Source organism: Phnomibacter sp., assembly GCF_036803085.1.
Taxonomy (GTDB): Bacteria; Bacteroidota; Bacteroidia; order Chitinophagales; family Chitinophagaceae; genus Phnomibacter.
On record NZ_DAIRUZ010000007.1, the window covers coordinates 187,799 to 204,513 of the forward strand.

15 protein-coding genes are annotated in these 16,715 nt (G+C 47.7%); 10 read left to right on the forward strand and 5 right to left on the reverse strand.

Annotated features, from left to right (window positions below; all coding sequences use genetic code 11):
* Positions 1-117: 117 nt before the first annotated feature.
* Positions 118-693, forward strand: coding sequence for a hypothetical protein (locus V7Q13_RS14360; protein ID WP_333801353.1), 576 nt, complete (start codon positions 118-120; stop codon positions 691-693).
* Here V7Q13_RS14360 and V7Q13_RS14365 read toward each other — a convergent pair.
* Complete coding sequence (locus V7Q13_RS14365; RefSeq protein WP_333801354.1) at positions 690-1,250, reverse strand: TIGR00730 family Rossman fold protein; 561 nt, start codon at positions 1,248-1,250, stop codon at positions 690-692. The genes V7Q13_RS14360 and V7Q13_RS14365 overlap by 4 nt on opposite strands.
* 170 nt (positions 1,251-1,420) lie before the next feature.
* On the opposite strand from V7Q13_RS14365, the gene V7Q13_RS14370 reads away from it, so the two are divergent.
* Positions 1,421-2,938, forward strand: a complete 1,518-nt coding sequence (locus V7Q13_RS14370) for a sodium:solute symporter (RefSeq protein ID WP_333801355.1) — start codon at positions 1,421-1,423, stop codon at positions 2,936-2,938.
* An 87-nt stretch (positions 2,939-3,025) separates the two neighbouring features.
* Positions 3,026-3,721, forward strand: coding sequence for a TIGR00730 family Rossman fold protein (locus V7Q13_RS14375; protein ID WP_333801356.1), 696 nt, complete (start codon positions 3,026-3,028; stop codon positions 3,719-3,721).
* 36 nt (positions 3,722-3,757) lie between these two features.
* On the opposite strand, the gene V7Q13_RS14380 is transcribed toward V7Q13_RS14375, so the two are convergent.
* Positions 3,758-4,795, reverse strand: a complete 1,038-nt coding sequence (locus tag V7Q13_RS14380) for a hypothetical protein (RefSeq protein WP_333801357.1) — start codon at positions 4,793-4,795, stop codon at positions 3,758-3,760.
* A gap of 288 nt (positions 4,796-5,083) precedes the next feature.
* On the opposite strand from V7Q13_RS14380, the gene V7Q13_RS14385 reads away from it, so the two are divergent.
* Complete coding sequence (locus V7Q13_RS14385) at positions 5,084-5,713, forward strand: O-methyltransferase (protein ID WP_333801358.1); 630 nt, start codon at positions 5,084-5,086, stop codon at positions 5,711-5,713.
* 30 nt (positions 5,714-5,743) lie between these two features.
* Here V7Q13_RS14385 and V7Q13_RS14390 read toward each other — a convergent pair whose 3' ends face one another.
* Entirely contained in the window at positions 5,744-6,661 is a 918-nt protein-coding gene (locus tag V7Q13_RS14390) for a TonB family protein (RefSeq protein WP_333801401.1), read from the reverse strand.
* Positions 6,662-6,730: 69 nt separating this feature from the next.
* Between V7Q13_RS14390 and V7Q13_RS14395 the strand changes: the two genes are divergently transcribed.
* The 6 genes from V7Q13_RS14395 (at position 6,731) to V7Q13_RS14420 (ending at position 14,579) form a co-directional block, all read left to right on the forward strand.
* A complete protein-coding gene (locus tag V7Q13_RS14395) occupies positions 6,731-8,254 on the forward strand; it encodes a dipeptidase (RefSeq protein ID WP_333801359.1) in 1,524 nt (507 codons plus the stop codon).
* A gap of 61 nt (positions 8,255-8,315) precedes the next feature.
* Positions 8,316-9,899 carry an apolipoprotein N-acyltransferase gene (gene lnt / locus V7Q13_RS14400; protein ID WP_333801360.1) on the forward strand — a complete coding sequence of 528 codons (1,584 nt, stop codon included), beginning with the start codon at positions 8,316-8,318 and terminating at the stop codon, positions 9,897-9,899.
* 2 nt (positions 9,900-9,901) lie between these two features.
* Entirely contained in the window at positions 9,902-10,705 is an 804-nt protein-coding gene (locus V7Q13_RS14405) for an alpha/beta fold hydrolase (RefSeq protein ID WP_333801361.1), read from the forward strand.
* Between the two features lie 82 nt (positions 10,706-10,787).
* Positions 10,788-13,439, forward strand: a complete 2,652-nt coding sequence (locus V7Q13_RS14410; protein ID WP_333801362.1) for a PKD domain-containing protein — start codon at positions 10,788-10,790, stop codon at positions 13,437-13,439.
* Between the two features lie 57 nt (positions 13,440-13,496).
* A complete protein-coding gene (locus V7Q13_RS14415; RefSeq protein ID WP_333801363.1) occupies positions 13,497-14,255 on the forward strand; it encodes an SDR family NAD(P)-dependent oxidoreductase in 759 nt (252 codons plus the stop codon).
* Positions 14,256-14,378: 123 nt separating this feature from the next.
* Positions 14,379-14,579 carry a hypothetical protein gene (locus V7Q13_RS14420; protein ID WP_333801364.1) on the forward strand — a complete coding sequence of 67 codons (201 nt, stop codon included), beginning with the start codon at positions 14,379-14,381 and terminating at the stop codon, positions 14,577-14,579.
* 1 nt (position 14,580) lies between these two features.
* Here V7Q13_RS14420 and V7Q13_RS14425 read toward each other — a convergent pair whose 3' ends face one another.
* Both V7Q13_RS14425 and V7Q13_RS14430 read right to left on the reverse strand, forming a co-directional pair.
* Positions 14,581-15,492 (reverse strand): lysylphosphatidylglycerol synthase transmembrane domain-containing protein, encoded by a 912-nt coding sequence (locus V7Q13_RS14425; protein WP_333801365.1) that lies wholly within the window; start codon positions 15,490-15,492, stop codon positions 14,581-14,583.
* Between the two features lie 88 nt (positions 15,493-15,580).
* Positions 15,581-16,528, reverse strand: a complete 948-nt coding sequence (locus tag V7Q13_RS14430; RefSeq protein WP_333801366.1) for a glycosyltransferase family 2 protein — start codon at positions 16,526-16,528, stop codon at positions 15,581-15,583.
* Between the last annotated feature and the right edge of the window lie 187 nt (positions 16,529-16,715).

Below are 16,715 nucleotides of genomic sequence, written 5' to 3' on the forward strand. Positions count from 1 at the left end.
CCCTCTTAACAAACTATTAGCGCTGATACAGCTTTGAGATTTCTTTATCAATGTGGCAGGCTGCGGCCCATGCCAATTTGTTCTATTTTGCAGGGCAACACACAAAAAAATATCCGGATGAAAAAAATATTGACATTGGCAGCAATGGCCATCTTAGCTACACAAGCATGGGCACAAGAAACACCCGCAACCGAAGAAGCACCCCGCAAGTTTGACAAATCGAAGTTGGTGATGGGTGGCAATATTGGCGCCACCTTTGGCGATTTTACTTTCATCCAGTTTTCGCCGCAAGTGGGCTATGCTTTTACCAGAAATATAGTAGCCGGGGCCGGTGTCAACTTTTCGTATTCCAGCCAAAAAATCCGCTTCTTCAATGGCGATGAAAGCCAGCGGTACAATTATGGATACGCAGGTTTGAATGTCTTTACCAGAGTGTACCCGGTCAACTTTTTATTTTTATCGGCACAGCCGGAACTCAACTACAACTGGGGCAAAATCAAATATAAAAATCCACCGGCAGCCGATGTAAAAATCAATGGTGCGTTTATCCCTTCCTTGCTTCTTGGTGGTGGTTTGGCTATACCCATGGGCAACCGCGGACAAACACTGCTGAGTATGCAATACGATGTGTTGCAAAACAGCCGTTCGCCTTACGGGCAAAGGGCATTTTTCAATATCGGGTTTGCACTTTAGGCTTTTCCAAATTTGTCTATCTGCAGCATGAGCGTTTGTGGCAAATCATAAATACCCACCCGTTCACTTACGGGATCGTATAAAAAACCTTGCTGCTGCATGCGTTGCATCATCTGAAACAAATCGGAGTAATAGCCGCCACTGTTGAGTACGTAAATGGGTTTATCGTGTATGGCCAGTTGGTTCCAGGTGAGCATTTCAAACAGCTCGTCCATGGTGCCAAAACCACCGGGCAATATGATGGCTGCATCGCACAACTCATACATCATTTTTTTGCGTACATGCATATCGGGTACTACATGCAGTTCGGTAAGCCCGTCGTGCTGATGCTCCCAACTCCGCAGGTGCTGCGGTATCACCCCAATTACGGTGCCACCGGCAGCTAATGAAGCATCTGCCACAGCACCCATTAACCCTTTGCCACCACCACCGTACACCAGCCGGTAGCCCCCTTCGGCCAACAGCCTGCCCAACTGGCGGGCATGTATGGCAAACAAATCGTTGTTGCCATTTTTAGAGCCGCAAAAAACGGCTATGGATTGTATTGCTTGTATCATGGAAACGCAATTTACTACAGTAAGCAGAGAGCACTATACTGCCTTAAATATTTTTTCTTAAGAATGTTTCGCTTTAGTGTTGCAGTTGCCACACCGTGCAGCCAATCATAAGCAGCTTCGGTATGTGGTAAATGCCTATTTTGTACCATCAATCATTTATACTTTACACTATGAGTGCAGTGCTGTTGTTATCGATTGTGTTTGTTTATTTTTTGGTATTGCTGGGGGTGGCCTGGTACACCAGCCGCAATGCCAACAATGATTCTTTTTTCATAGGCAACAGAAACAGCAACTGGATGCTGGTAGCCTTTGGTATGATTGGCACAAGTCTGAGTGGCGTTACGTTTGTAAGTGTACCCGGCGGTGTAGCCAAAGAATCATTTGCCTACTTTCAAATCACCCTCGGTTATCTTATCGGCTACATCGTAATAGCGTATGTGTTGCTGCCCTTGTATTACCGGCTCAACCTCACGTCTATTTACAATTACCTCAGCTCCAGGCTTGGTTTTAAATCGTACAAAACCGGCGCCGGCTTTTTTATACTCAGCCGTACATTGGGCGCCACGGCCCGCTTGTATCTGGTGGTCAATATCTTGCAGGATGCCATCCTCAGCAGTTTCAATATTCCGTTTTGGGCTACCACACTCATTCTACTGCTCATGATATTGGTATACACCTACGAAGGCGGTGTAAAAACCATTGTGTATACCGATATGCTGCAAACCACTTGTATGCTGGCAGGCTTGGTGCTTTGTGTGTACTTCATTTTATCGCAGCTCAATATGGGTGTGGGTGAAGCCGTAACAGCACTGGGCAATACCATCAACCCCGAAGGAGCACCTTACTCCAAAGTATTTTTTGGTGAGCCGGGCAACAAACTCTTTTTTGTAAAACAAATTCTGGCGGGTGCATTCATCACCATTACCATGACCGGTATGGACCAGGAAATGATGCAAAAAAACATTAGCGTACGTACCCTGAAAGATTCTCAGAAAAACGTGTTGGTGTTGGGCGGCATTATGCTGCTGGTCATTCTGCTCTTCTTGTTCCTCGGTGGCATTATGCACCTGTATGCGTTTGAAAAAGGTGCCGTGTGGGAAGCAGGCAAACTGATGCTCGATGGCAAAAATGTAACGAACGATAAACTGTTTCCCACGCTGGCATTGCAATACATGCCGCATGTTTTCAGCATCATCTTCATCATCGCACTTATCAGTGCCTTGTTCCCCAGTGCTGATGGTGCCATTACAGCCCTTACTTCTTCTTTCTGCATCGACATTATTGGCCTCAAACGCCGCAGCGATTTGGATGAAGCCGCACAGAAAAAACTACGCCAGCGGGTACACCTCGTTTTCGCAGGTATCTTCCTTGTATTTGTGATGCTCTTTAAATGGATAGACAGCCCGAGTATGATTGGGGTAATACTCAAAGTAGCAGGCTACACCTACGGACCGCTGTTGGGCTTGTTTACCTTCGGCATCATTACCAAACGGCAGGTAAAAGACAAGCTGGTGCCCATTGTGTGCATCACCGCTCCCATCATTTGTTTCTTCATCGATTATTTTCAGAAAAGCCTGTTTGGCAATTTTGAAATTGGGCTCGAACTGCTCATCATCAACGGGCTGCTCACGTTTATTGGTTTGTGGCTGGTATCGCACAAAACCAATGCACAGCCTGCTGTAGCATGATTGTTAAATGATCTACGGGTTCGGCAATAGCCATCAACTTTGACCCCACAACTTTTGTAATACACGAATAATAAATGACCTACGCATATGAATGAAGTAGTGAAAACAGCACAGCCCCGCCGGTGGGCAGAAAGCAAAGCACACAGCAGCTGGCAAATATTTAAAATCATGGCGGAGTTTGTAGATGGCTTTGAAGCACTGAGCCGCATCGGGCCCTGCATCAGCATTTTTGGTAGTGCCCGCACTCAGCCTGGCCATCCGCACTATGAACTGGCGGTAGAAATAGCCCGTGAATTATCGCAGGAAGGCTTTGGTATCATTTCTGGTGGTGGCCCCGGCATCATGGAAGCGGCCAACAAAGGGGCTTTTCTCGCAGGTGGAAAATCCGTTGGCCTCAACATTGAATTGCCTTTCGAACAAAAACCCAACAGCTATATCGACCGCGATAAGAACCTGCATTTTGATTACTTCTTTGTACGCAAAACGCTGTTCATGAAATACTCGCAGGCGTTTGTAATGATGCCCGGCGGCTTTGGTACACAAGATGAATTTTTTGAAGTAATGACGCTGGTACAAACCAACAAAATGCACCGGGTACCCATGGTGCTGGTTGGCCGCGACTACTGGAAAGGATTGGTAGATTGGGTAACCAATACGATGATGAAAGAGAAGTATATCAGCCCCGGCGACATAGAATTATTTACCGTGGTAGACACGCCAAAAGAAGTGGTGGACTACATTCTCGACTTTTATTCCAAACACAAACTGGAGCCGAATTTCTAATAAAAAAAGGAGCATCAATATGGTGCTCCTTTTTTATCAATCGTCATATCGTGCCCTCACTCTTGGCAGTAGTTTCATGCTTTTGCGAAGCGTTTGTTTCATGTGCATTTTTACCACATCGCCCATGGAGCCGCATTTTAAAAAATGAGGTGCATGGTAATACTCGGCCAATTCTTGCCGAAGCTGTGTCAATTTTTCGGGCGGCGCTATTTCATCTTTATGCATGATATCCAACAAATGCTTGAGACGATAGCGAGATGTAGCCAATCGAAAAGACATCAGTGTTCTTTCTTCTGCCTGATATTGTTCTATACTATCCTTATTCAGATTGTTGAGCGTAAGTTCTACCAACGGATAATTTTCTTTTAAAAACTGGCAGAGGTACAAATTTTTGCGCCCTTCGTACGATTGCTGATCGAAGTCGATAGCCCGTATGCGGTACTGATAATCTTCGATATCGGGGGTAATATTTACTACAAAATTGTAGCTGCGCATATCGCCGAGCAACCGCACAAAGCAGCGTTCGTTAAACTTCACAAACTCTTTGGCAAACCTTATTTTATTGAAGTTCGGATCATCCATGTATTGCTTAATAAATACATCGCCGGGTATGCCGGGTATATGCTCTTCAATCAACGTATTGCCGCTGGTTAAAAACGTAATTCGATTTGGTGATAGCATGTGCTCCAGCTCCAACCCATAAATGCGTGAAGCATCGGCTTGCTTTACATAGTAGTGGTCGTAGTTATCGTTGAACTTATTGACAATTCGAATACGAAACGGTTGCGAATTGCCGAAAGGGCAAAAATCAATTCTTGCCAAATCGAGTTGTGGCACAAAAGTGAGATCGCCTTCTGTACGCAACGCGGCGTATGTTTCTACCAGCACTTCGCGGAGGTAATCCCAGTCGCGGCTGTCGTAAGAAACCGTTTCCCACATGGTGTCGTTGCCATGCTTGTCTTTTAGTGCAGTAGAGTAAGTAAAACGACGTAAATCTGCGTAGTCAACCAGGTATTTTTTTTGCCGGCCATGCTGCTGCAAAAACTCCCTTAAATCAGGGTTAACCTTATACATCGGTTTTTTGCGTGACGGCTTAAGAGATGGCTCATGTTGGGCCTGTAAATCGGGAAAATGCATAGGCGATAAAGATACGAACTACAGACTACTGACCACCGACTACAGACCACGGACAACAGACTTATCGTCTTACCTACTTTGGGACTTTCTTTCATCAATTTTACCTCTCCCCAAGTGAGAGGGGACTTAGAGTGTTGCAGTGAACTCCTGACTTCCCGTCTTCCGGACTACCGACTCCGGACTCCCAACTCATCCACTACCTTTGTGCCACTTCAACTATTACACATGCCGCAAGATGTAGAAACATACGCCGTTCAACACAGTAGCCAGCCGGAGCCCTTGCTGCAAGAAGTTCTTGCCTACACCGAACAACATCATTCCAAGGCCCACATGATTAGCGGGGCAGTGCAAGGCTTGCTGCTGCAACAGTTGAGCCAGATGCTGCGGCCAAAACGCATTTTGGAAATCGGCACATTCACCGGGTTTAGTGCCTTGTGTTTAACAGCAGGTTTAGCATCCGACGGATTGCTGTACACAATAGAAATGCGGGCAGAAGATGCTGCGACGGCACAAACATTTTTCGATCGTTCTGTTTATAAACATCAGTTGCATTTGCTGCAGGGCGATGCAAAGCAAATCATTCCAACACTGCAAGAAAGTTGGGATTTGGTTTTCATTGATGCAGACAAAGTTTCATACATCGAATATTACGAAATGCTGATCCCCCGCATGGCCAGTGGTAGTTTTTTACTGGCCGACAATGTGCTGTTTCATGGCGAAGTATTGCAGGACGAACTGAAAGGTAAAAACGCCAAAGCCATTGCGGCATTCAATGCCCATGTGCAGGCCGACGACCGTACCCAAAATGTGTTGTTGACCGTACGGGATGGGCTCATGCTCATTCGCAAAAAATAACGGAAGCAGACTGCTGCATACAACAATAGCTTACTGCAACCGGAAAACCACATTCTGACTGTGCCGCATTTTTACGGGCCGGTTGTATTGTATGGCCGGCATCCATTGGGGGCCTTTTTGCAACAGGCGAATCACTTCTCTGCTCAGCGATTCATGCGGCGATGATGCAATGCTGTATTCAGAAAGCACACCGTCTTTATCTACAGTAAAATTGATTTTCACCACTCCCTGAATCTCTCCACGTCTTGCTTCGTCGGGGTAGCGAAGGTTGCTTTGCAAATAGTTGCGCCACCCGTTCACTCCTCCGGGAAACATGGCCTCTCTTTCATAAATGCAAGGGCCGTTGGCTACATTACCCAGCGAATCATAACATTCACTTACAGCAATAGAATCTTTGATGTACTGCATTTTCATCATTAACCGGTCTTCTTGAAAGATGGTCCACTCGCCATGGCGGGCTCCTTTCAGCATGGGCCCCGATTCTTTGAAGCCAGCCCCACGATTCATGCCTTTTACATAACCGGTACCTTCTGCATTGAGCACACTTTCATACACCAGTTCGCCGGCATCGTTCCAGCGGCGGTTGGTATCTACCATTACGCCCATATTGTACTGAAACAAGGAGCTTCGTTTACCGTTTTCGTGCCAGCCATCAAAGCGGCCATGGCGTTTGCCATTTTCATACATGCCTTGCTCCGATATTTTGCCGGATGGATGATAGCTGGTATACAAACCTTGCAAAATACGCCGGGTACTATCGGCATAATGACGGGTGTAGAGGCGTTTCTGATCGGGATAGCTGTACAAATCGGTAGCCCAGAGTGGGGGCTCCTGCCACACTTTCAATACATAGCTGTACGCATCATCAGCATTCATGATCCGGCGTCCCTGATAATCCAGTTTTAAAACATTGGTATCACTTACAGCCTGTGCTGTCAGCTGTACCATACTCAAACAACAAAGGCTGATTAGGCAAATGAAACGAAAACAGAACTTCATATTCTCCCAAGGGTTAAGGTGTCAAATATAGGTGGACAAAGCTGGCAAACGACGCCATATGTATCAGCGGTGTTCTCTCATCTTTACATTGGCCAAACTGCTGCTAATTTCCTGCGGGGTGAGCCATTTTTACCCGACATTTACAGCCTCAAAAAGCAAACCATTGTTATGAGTTGGAAAGCCTATACCGAAGCGCATAAAGATCGCTTCCTCAACGAATTGCTCGACCTGCTGCGTATACCCAGCGTAAGTGCCCGCAGCGAACACAAAACCGATATGGAAGCCTGCGCCGAAGCGGTAAAAGCCCGCCTGCTGGAAGCCGGTGCCGACAGTGTAACCATCTATCCTACCGAAGGCCATCCCATTGTGTATGGCGAAAAAATAACCGATCCTTCATTGCCCACCGTACTGGTGTATGGCCACTACGATGTGCAGCCCGCCGACCCGCTGGAGCTGTGGCACAGCGGTCCGTTTGAGCCTACCATTAAAGACGGTAAAATTTATGCCCGTGGTGCCTGCGACGACAAGGGCCAGTTTTACATGCATGTAAAAGCGCTGGAAACCATGCACCACAATGGCGGCCTGCCCACCAACGTGAAATTTATTATTGAAGGAGAAGAAGAAATAGGCAGTCCTAACCTGGCTACATTTGTGAAGGCCAACAAAGAACTGCTGGCTTGCGATGTGATTCTCATCAGCGACACCGCCATGATTAGCCTCGATACACCGAGCATTGATGTAGGGGTACGTGGATTGACCTATGTAGAAGTAGAAGTAACAGGCCCCAACCGCGACCTGCACAGCGGTGTGTACGGTGGCGCTGTGGCTAACCCCGCTACTATTTTGTGTCAGCTCATTGCCAGCATGCACGACGAAAACAACCACATCACCATCCTCGGTTTTTATGATGATGTATTGGTGGCCACCGAAGCTGAAAGAGCCAAAATGGCCGAAGCGCCTTTTGATGAAGAAGAGTATAAAAACGATCTTGGCGTAAAATCACTTTGGGGTGAAAAAGGCTATAGCACCAACGAACGCACCGGCATTCGCCCCACACTGGAAGTGAATGGCATTTGGGGTGGCTATACTGGCGAAGGCAGCAAAACCGTATTGCCATCCAAAGCTTTTGCCAAAGTAAGTTGCCGCCTGGTGCCCAACCAAAGCAGCCACAAAATTGAAGCCATGCTCATGGAGCACTTCAAAAAAATTGCCCCTGACTATGTGCAGGTAGAAGTAAGGCCGCATCATGGCGGCGAACCTTATGTAACGCCCATTGACAGCATCCCCTACAAAGCGGCAGCTGCAGCTATCGTAGAAACATTTGGTAAAGAACCCATCCCCGTTCGTGGTGGTGGCAGCATTCCCATTTGCGCCTTGTTTGAGCAAGAGCTGGGTGTAAAAATTGTGTTCATGGGTTTTGGCCTCGACAGCGACAACCTGCACAGCCCCAACGAAAAATTCAACATCGACAACTACTACAAAGGCATCGAAACCATTCCCTATTTCCACAAGCATTTTGCGGAAATGATGAAGCAGGGATAAGAAAAAGTTACCGGTATAAAAAGGCACTTGCATTTGCAGCAAGTGCCTTTTTTTTGTAGGTATGAAATCATCGTTGGCAAATCAGGCTTGGCTTTATCCGCTCACGGGCATATTGTTGTTTGCCGCCTGGCCCAACAGCAGCTTTACTTTTTTGCTGCTATTTGCTTTTGTGCCGCTGCTCTGGCTCGAACGCCGCATTATCAACGACGGTCGTTTTTTCTGGCTCGTATGGCTCAATATGTTTATCTGGAACATCAGCACCACCTGGTGGATATGGAATGCCTCGCCACCCGGAGCAGCGGGGGCCATTATTGCCAACAGCCTGCTTATGTGTTTTCCACTCATGGCTTTCCGGTTTACCCGCAGGCATGCCGGCGATGCCATCGGGTATCTCTCGCTGATATTGTACTGGATTACGTTTGAATATATTCACCACAACTGGGAGCTCAGCTGGCCATGGCTTACCCTTGGCAATGCGTTGGCCAATGCCACCACGTTTATTCAGTGGTATGAATACACCGGCACTACGGGCGGCACACTCTGGATATTGTTGCTCAACATAGCAGTGGTGTATCCGCTGTTCAAACTGCCGCACTACCAACAAAAATCGGTTTTTTATCTGCGGCTGTTGGTGATTTTCGGCCCCATGATTGCTTCAACATTCATGATGCCCAACGAGGATTTTGAAAACAATACACCTACCGCCCCCAATGTAGTAGTGGTGCAACCCAACGTAGAACCCTACACCGAAAAATTTACCACGCCACCCGGGCAATTATTGCAAGAGCTGATTGATTTAAGCAAGGCGAATATAGACAGCAACACCCGCCTGCTGGTGTGGCCCGAAACGGCTATTCCCGCACAGGCATGGGAGCACAAGCTGCAAGAAGAACCATTGTTTCAACCGCTGTATGCCTTTGCCCGTCAGCATCCCAACCTTTTGATTGTAACCGGTATTGACAGCTATACATTTTACGGCAATACCAACCCTGAGAAATTCAGTGCCCGCCAAATGAGTGACGGTAGCTACTACGAAGCCTTTAATACCGCCATGGCTTTACATGGCAATACACAACCACAGCTGTATCATAAATCCAAGCTCGTTCCCGGTGTGGAAGGCTTGCCAAGCTGGCTGGGGTTTATGGGCAAATTGTTTGATGATTTTGGTGGCATCAGTGGTTCGTTGGGAAAAAGCGATAGCGCCATTGCGTTTAGCGGCAGCAACAATCCTTATGTGGCAGCGCCCATTATTTGCTACGAAAGTATTTACAGCAATTATGTAACCGAATATGTAAGGGCTGGTGCAAATGTGCTCACCGTTATCACCAACGATGGCTGGTGGGGCAATACCCCCGGCTACAAACAGCACATGAGCATGAGCCGCCTTCGGGCCATTGAAAACCGCATGTGGGTGGCCCGTAGTGCCAACACCGGCATCAGCTGTTTCATTAGCCCTTCGGGCGAAGTAATAGATGCACAACCCTGGGATAAACAGGCTGTGATAAAACGCAATATTATACCCAACAATGAGCTTTCTTTTTATGCCCGCTATGGCGATTGGATGAGCCGGCTTGCCTGGCCGCTGGCCGTGGCACTGTTCTTGTGGGTATGCTACAAACGTTGGAAAAACCGGCACAATATTTAACCATGACAAGCAGCTCATTTTTTTACGAAGCGCAACCAATTTTCTTCCGCAGCAGCGGCAATGGAAAGCCAGTTGTATTGTTACATGGTTTTGGGGAAGACAGCCATGTGTTTGATGCACTGTTGCCGCATTTGCCAACGGGCTATCAATACATTTTGCCCGACCTGCCGGGTAGCGGCGCATCCCCTTTACAACCAACCATCAGCAACAGTATAGATGCCATGGCTGCGGCAATACTAGCATTGCTGGAGGCTGAAGGATTGTCTTCATTTACCGTATTGGGGCACAGCATGGGCGGCTATATTGCCCTGGCTATGATGGAGCAAAAACCTAATGCTATCAATGGTGTTGGATTAATACACAGCACAGCATTTGCTGATAGCGAAGAGAAAAAAACGAACCGCCGCAAATCCATTGCATTTATACAGGAAAATGGAGCGGCTGCATTTTTAAAAACAGCCATACCTGGCTTATTTGCACCGGCATTTGTTGCATCAAACGCCAACGTTGTAGATGCATTGGTGTTCAAAGGCAACAACTTTAAAGCCGCATCATTGGAAGCGTATTACGAAGCCATGATAGCCCGGCCCGACCGTACCGAAGTATTACGCAATGCACAAGTACCGGTGTTGTTTATTATTGGCGATGAAGACAAAGCTGTGCCTATGCAGGATGTGTTGCAGCAAGTGTATCTGCCCGAACAATCGATGGTACATATTATGCAAGGCATTGGCCACATGGGTATGCTGGAAGACACTGCTGCCACAGCTCATCACATCGCTTCTTTTCTGGCTTTGCTGAATTAACGTTGTATTGGCCCATGTACATGAGTCAACCCTTAATTTTAAGTTTCTTGTTGTACCATTTTTACCAATAAAAACTGCCCCCTTGTTATTGCCCAAATATTTCCATCGCTTTTTGTTGCTCAGTATAATGATACTGAGTGGACTGCTGGTACAAGCCCGTCACATTAAAGGCGGTTGGATGTTTTATACGCATCAGGGAGTGGATGGCAGTGGCAACCAAATTTACCGGGTTACGGTGCGGGTGTACCGCGACTGTGAACCGCCACAGCTCAATCAAAACGACAACAGCATTAATGTAACGGTGTATCGAAATGGGAGTAATACCTCAGTCGGCAACTTTGCTGCTTCGTTAGTGTCGAGCAATACACTTAGCAAAAGCAGCTACGACCCATGCATCAATCCACAACCGCAGGTTTGTTACGTCATTTTAGAATATCAGGGTACGGTTACACTACCAGCCAGTACGCAGGGCTATACCTTGGCGTTTCAGCGCTGTTGTCGTATAGATGGCATCGTCAATATTCAATCACCATCCAACATACTGGGCAACACATACACCTTAAGTATTCCGGGCAATGCGGTAAATCCTCAACACGTCATTAACAACAGTCCCGTATTCAGCATGCGTGATACATTGCTGGTATGTTACAATGCGCCCATCGAACTTGATTATAGTGCCACAGACCCCGATGGTGATTCTTTGGCATACACATTTACTCCGGCCATCAACGGTGGCGGCCAAAATGATCCGGCACCGGCTAGTGCCAGTGCGCCGCCATATTCGGCACTGACCTACCGTGCTGGTTTCAGCCCTACCAATCCATTTGGCACCAATGTGCAAATCAATAACCGAACCGGGGTAATTACTGGCACAAGCCCCGGCGTTACCGGCGAGTATGTGCTGGCCGTTGACATAGCAGAATACCGCAATGGCGTGTTGATTGCCAGCACCCGAAAAGAATTGCATGTAAACGTTGCAGCCTGTTCTATTGCGGCAGCAGACTTACCCATCCGCATTATGAGCTGTGATGGGTACACGGTTCAGTTTGAAAATCTATCTACATCGCCGGCTATTCTTTCTTACTACTGGGATTTTGGTGTTACCAATCAAACCAACGACACCAGCATTGCGGCAAGGCCAAGTTTTACTTTTCCAGATACCGGCATTTACATTGCCAAACTCATCATCAACAAAAGAGAAACTTGCTCCGATAGTGCAACTACTGAAGTTCGGGTGTATCCGGGCTTCAACCCTTCGTTTACTACCGATGGCAGTTGCTTTAGTAATCCATTCAATTTTTTAGATGCCAGCACCACCCGCTACGGATTTGTGAACAGCTGGCGCTGGAACTTTGGTAACCCTGCTGCCACTAACGACACCAGTCGTTTACGCAATGCGAGTTATACATTTCCAACTCCGGGCACGTACAATGTTTCGCTGGAGGCAACCAGTAATTTGGGCTGTGCCGATAGTGTGGTGATACCCGTTACAGCATTTGACAGGCCGGCATTGTCCATCACCAGAGATACATTGATTTGCAGCATTGACACCCTGCGGATGAACCCCATTGGCACCGGTGTATTTACGTGGGATCCATCGCCCAGCCTTATCAATGGCAACAACAGAGATGCCTTGGTTTTTCCGAAAGATACCACCACTTATTACGTCAATCTCAATGACCGTGGTTGTATTGCCCGTGATTCCATTACGGTAAATGTGCTTGATTTTATAACTGTAAATGCCGGACCAGATACCACCATTTGCAGAACTGATGGTATTGTGCTAAACCCCTCCACACAAGCCCTGAGCTTCAATTGGCAACCTGCTGCATTGTTTGATAACAACACGTTGAAACGTGCCACCGTTACACCAGTCGATTCCATTACTACGGTGTACATAGTGGCCAATTTGGGTAAATGTCAGGATAGGGATTCGCTGACGATAAAAACGGTGCCGTACCCGCAAGCCAATGCAGGCCCCAATCAAACCATTTGCTACCAATCAGATTTTCAATTGCAGGGAAATGTAGTGGCATCTGCTTACAACTGGACACCTTCGGCACTCGTCGTTAATCCAAGAGCGTTAATTACCCGTACCCGCAGCCTTACACAAACCACCGCATTTGTGCTCACGGTATCAGATACGCTTGGATGTCCTAAACCCGTTACAGACACAGTACTGATAACAGTGCGACCCCGTATCAATGTGTTTGCCGGCAACGACACATCTGCCGTGATAGGTCAACCGTTGCAGTTTGTTTCCACTTCTAATGCCACGCTGTTTAGCTGGACGCCCAGTCGAGGCCTCAACAACCGGAGTATGCTTAACCCTGTTGGTTTGTACACGTTGGATACATTGTTACCCGGGCAAGAAACCATTCGTTACGTACTTACAGCATCTACGCCCGAGGGTTGTACCGCCAGCGATGATATTGTGGTTCGCATTTTCAAAACAGGCCCCAGCATTTTTGTGCCTAACGGTTTTACCCCCAATGGTGATGGCCTCAACGATTTGATACGCCCCACACTGGCGGGCATGCAGCGCATGAACTTCTTCCGCATATACAACCGATACGGCCAACTGGTGTACGAAACCAACCGCATAGGTGCCGGTTGGGATGGCCGCATCAACGGCAACCTGCAAGCCAGCAATGCTTACGTGTACCAATGCCAGGCCATTGATTACACCGGGCAAACGGTAACTGCAAAAGGTTCTTTTGTGTTGGTACGCTAAGGAAAAGAAGTCCATTTTATTACTGGTAAACTGGCCGCATTTCAGCAACTTGCAGCCATGAAGAAAACAGTGTTGATAACCGGTGCTACTGCTGGTTTTGGCAAAGCCATGGCCAAAAAATTTGCTGCCGCAGGATACGATATCATCATCACCGGCCGCCGGCTGGAAAGGCTGCAACAACTGCAGACCAATCTGATGGCACAGTACGGTGTACGTTGTTACACATTGCATTTCGACATACGAGACCGTGCTGCCTGCGAAGCCGCTATAGCCGGTCTGCCAGCCGACTTTGCCCGTATTGATGTACTCATCAACAATGCAGGTGGTGCCTGGGGCCGCGACCGTTTTAACGATGCCGACATCAACGACTGGGAAACCATGCTCGATACCAACGTAAAGGGATTGATGTACATCAGCAAAGCCGTGGTGCCTCAAATGATTGAACGCAAAGAAGGCCACATTATTAACATGGGTTCGATTGCAGGTAAAGAAGCCTATGAATTTGGTAATGGATACAATGCCGCCAAGTTTGCAGTGGATGGACTGACCAAGGCGATGCGCATTGATTTGTTGCCGTACAACATCAAAGTATCGCAAATAGCACCAGGTGCAGCCGAAACCGAATTTTCTTTAGTACGCTTTAAAGGCGATGAAGAAAAAGCTGCCGCCATTTACAAAGGCTACACGCCTATGACCGCTGAAAACATTGCAGATATTGTGCTATTTGTGGCCAGCCAGCCGCCGCATGTGTGCATCAACGACCTGGTGGTAACCCCTACCGCACAAGCAAACAGCTTCAATATGTACAAACAATAGCGCAAATTATTCAGGCTTAATTCATTACAAATATTTGACAAAAGAACCCCCGGAATATTCTTTTTTAGTAATACAAATGCTTACCTTTTATATGGCAATAACAAGGCTATTGCCATAGTAGGTATGAGAAAGGAACAACCACCCACATCGTCTGTTGAGACAAAGGTGCCGGACACAAAATCGTTGAGCGGACTACGCAAATTGACCATTGCTAATACAGCAGGCCACAGTAAAAGAACAGTATCGGATAAGGCCGACAAATGGACGGGCAAAACAAGAAGCAGCACCTGGGATGCTTTTGTAAGCGAACTGGAATTTGAATGATTCAGGATGCCTGATGCAAAGGCGAACGAAACACCCAAACAAGGCCCACCAGCGACACCACAACCGTAATACAATAAAATAATAGGCTGATAAATACAGCCTCACTTTGCTGTAACCCAAACTGTGTGGCACCCCATAAAAACACTAATTCTCTTGCGCCCAAGCCGCCGATGGTAAATGGGAAAATAGCGACGATAGAACTCACCAAAAACATGAGTTGAAACTCCGGCATGTGGTGGGTAATGCCAATGCTTTGCATGATGGCCACCACACTGAATACCTGCAGCAATTGTACGCCGAGGCCCATCCATAACGTAGGGTAAAAGCCAGGCACAAAAGAGGGAAAAAACTTTTTGACACCGACATAAAAAACCAGCAAGCCAACCGGTATGCCCGCCAGTGCCAGCCATGCATGCCACTGCGGCTGAAATACCCAGCCATAGCAGGCAGCTGCCAGTATGCCCAATCCGGCTACGCCACTTACTCTGTCGAGCAGTACAGCAGCAGATAACTTTTTGACGCCCGTTTGCGGATAGGCTTTGTTGAGCAGGATGACTTTGTACGCATCGCCACCAATGCCACCGGGCAAAAACAAATTGTAAAACATGCCCAGCCAGTACAACCGCAGGTTGGCCAATTGTGGCAAAGCCACAGCAATGTTGTGAAAGTAAATGCGCAACCGTACGGAAGACAACACCTTACTGGCGGTGAACAACAAAGTAGCCAGCAGCAACCAAAGCACGTTACTTTTTTGCAATAGCTGCACGGCTTCCTGCCAGTTGATTTTTTGGCCCACATAATACAAGCAACCACCCGATACAAGCAGCTTGAGCAAGAGCTTGGCCCAACCGGGCAACCCTTTGGTGCCGGCTGCCGATGCAGGATTGCTGGATGTAGATGAACCCGTATGCATAAATGTAAAGCCGATGCTTGCAGTGCAGTACAAGAGAGTGACACAACCGATGCTCCATAGTAGCCATTAGCTGGTCACCAAAAAAAAACTACTTGCTGTGTATGCGGCGTACGTTGTAGGTTTTGCGGCCAGTGCCTTCGAAATAATTGCGGATGCTGACTTCGGCTACAATGCCAATGGTGATGAGTTGTATGCCGCCCAGCAAAAACACCATGCCGGCTACCAGCAAGGGGCGGCCACCAATATCGTGGCCCATGAGTTTGAGCACCAGCAGATACAAATTGATGAGGATGCCCAATGCCAAACTGCCAAAGCCAAGACCACCAAACAGGTGCATGGGGCGCTGTATGTACTTGCGGAAAAACACCATGGTAATGAGGTCGCTCATAACCCGGGTGGTACGGCCAATGCCATACTTGCTTTTGCCAAAGCGGCGGGCATGGTGCTTTACATCTACCTGTGTGATTTTGGCGCCCTGCATGGCGGCCAGCACGGGAATGAAGCGGTGCAACTCGCCGTACAAACCCATTTCTTGAGCTATCTCGGCCCGAAATACTTTGAGGGTGCAGCCGTAGTCTTTGATGTAAACACCCGTCCAGCGGCGGATGATGGCGTTGGCAATTTTGCTGGGTAGTTTGCGCAGCAGGGCACCGTCTTTGCGGTTGGCCCGGTTGCCGGCTACCACATCCCAATCTTCCTGAATGAGCTTTTCGAGCATCATGGGAATATCGCTGGGGTCGTTTTGCAAATCGCCATCGAGCATGGTAATGAACTGGCCACTGCAATGATCGATACCCGCTGCCATAGCCGTGCTTTGACCATAGTTTTTGCGGAGCTCTACCAGCTTAATGCGATCGGTAAGCAGGGCCGCAATGCGTTGGCGGGTTTGGTCGGTGCTGCCATCGTCAACAAAAATGAGTTCGTAATCGTACTGGCCCACGGAAGCCTGCACGGCTTCTATCATGGGTTGTACATTGTCTTCCTCATTCATTACCGGTACTACTACCGATAAATAACGCTGGTATTGCTGATTCATGGGCGCAAAGGTAAGGAAGGAAACGGTGGCCAAGTTTTTGAACCACGAAGCACTAAGAGTTTGCAGTTGACAGTATGCTCCCGATAGCTATCGGGATTGCGAGGAATCGGTTCTTCTACTGCAAACTGGAAGCTGATTATTTGAACCACAAAGACACAAAGGAGGTACGAAGGGGTAATAAAAAATT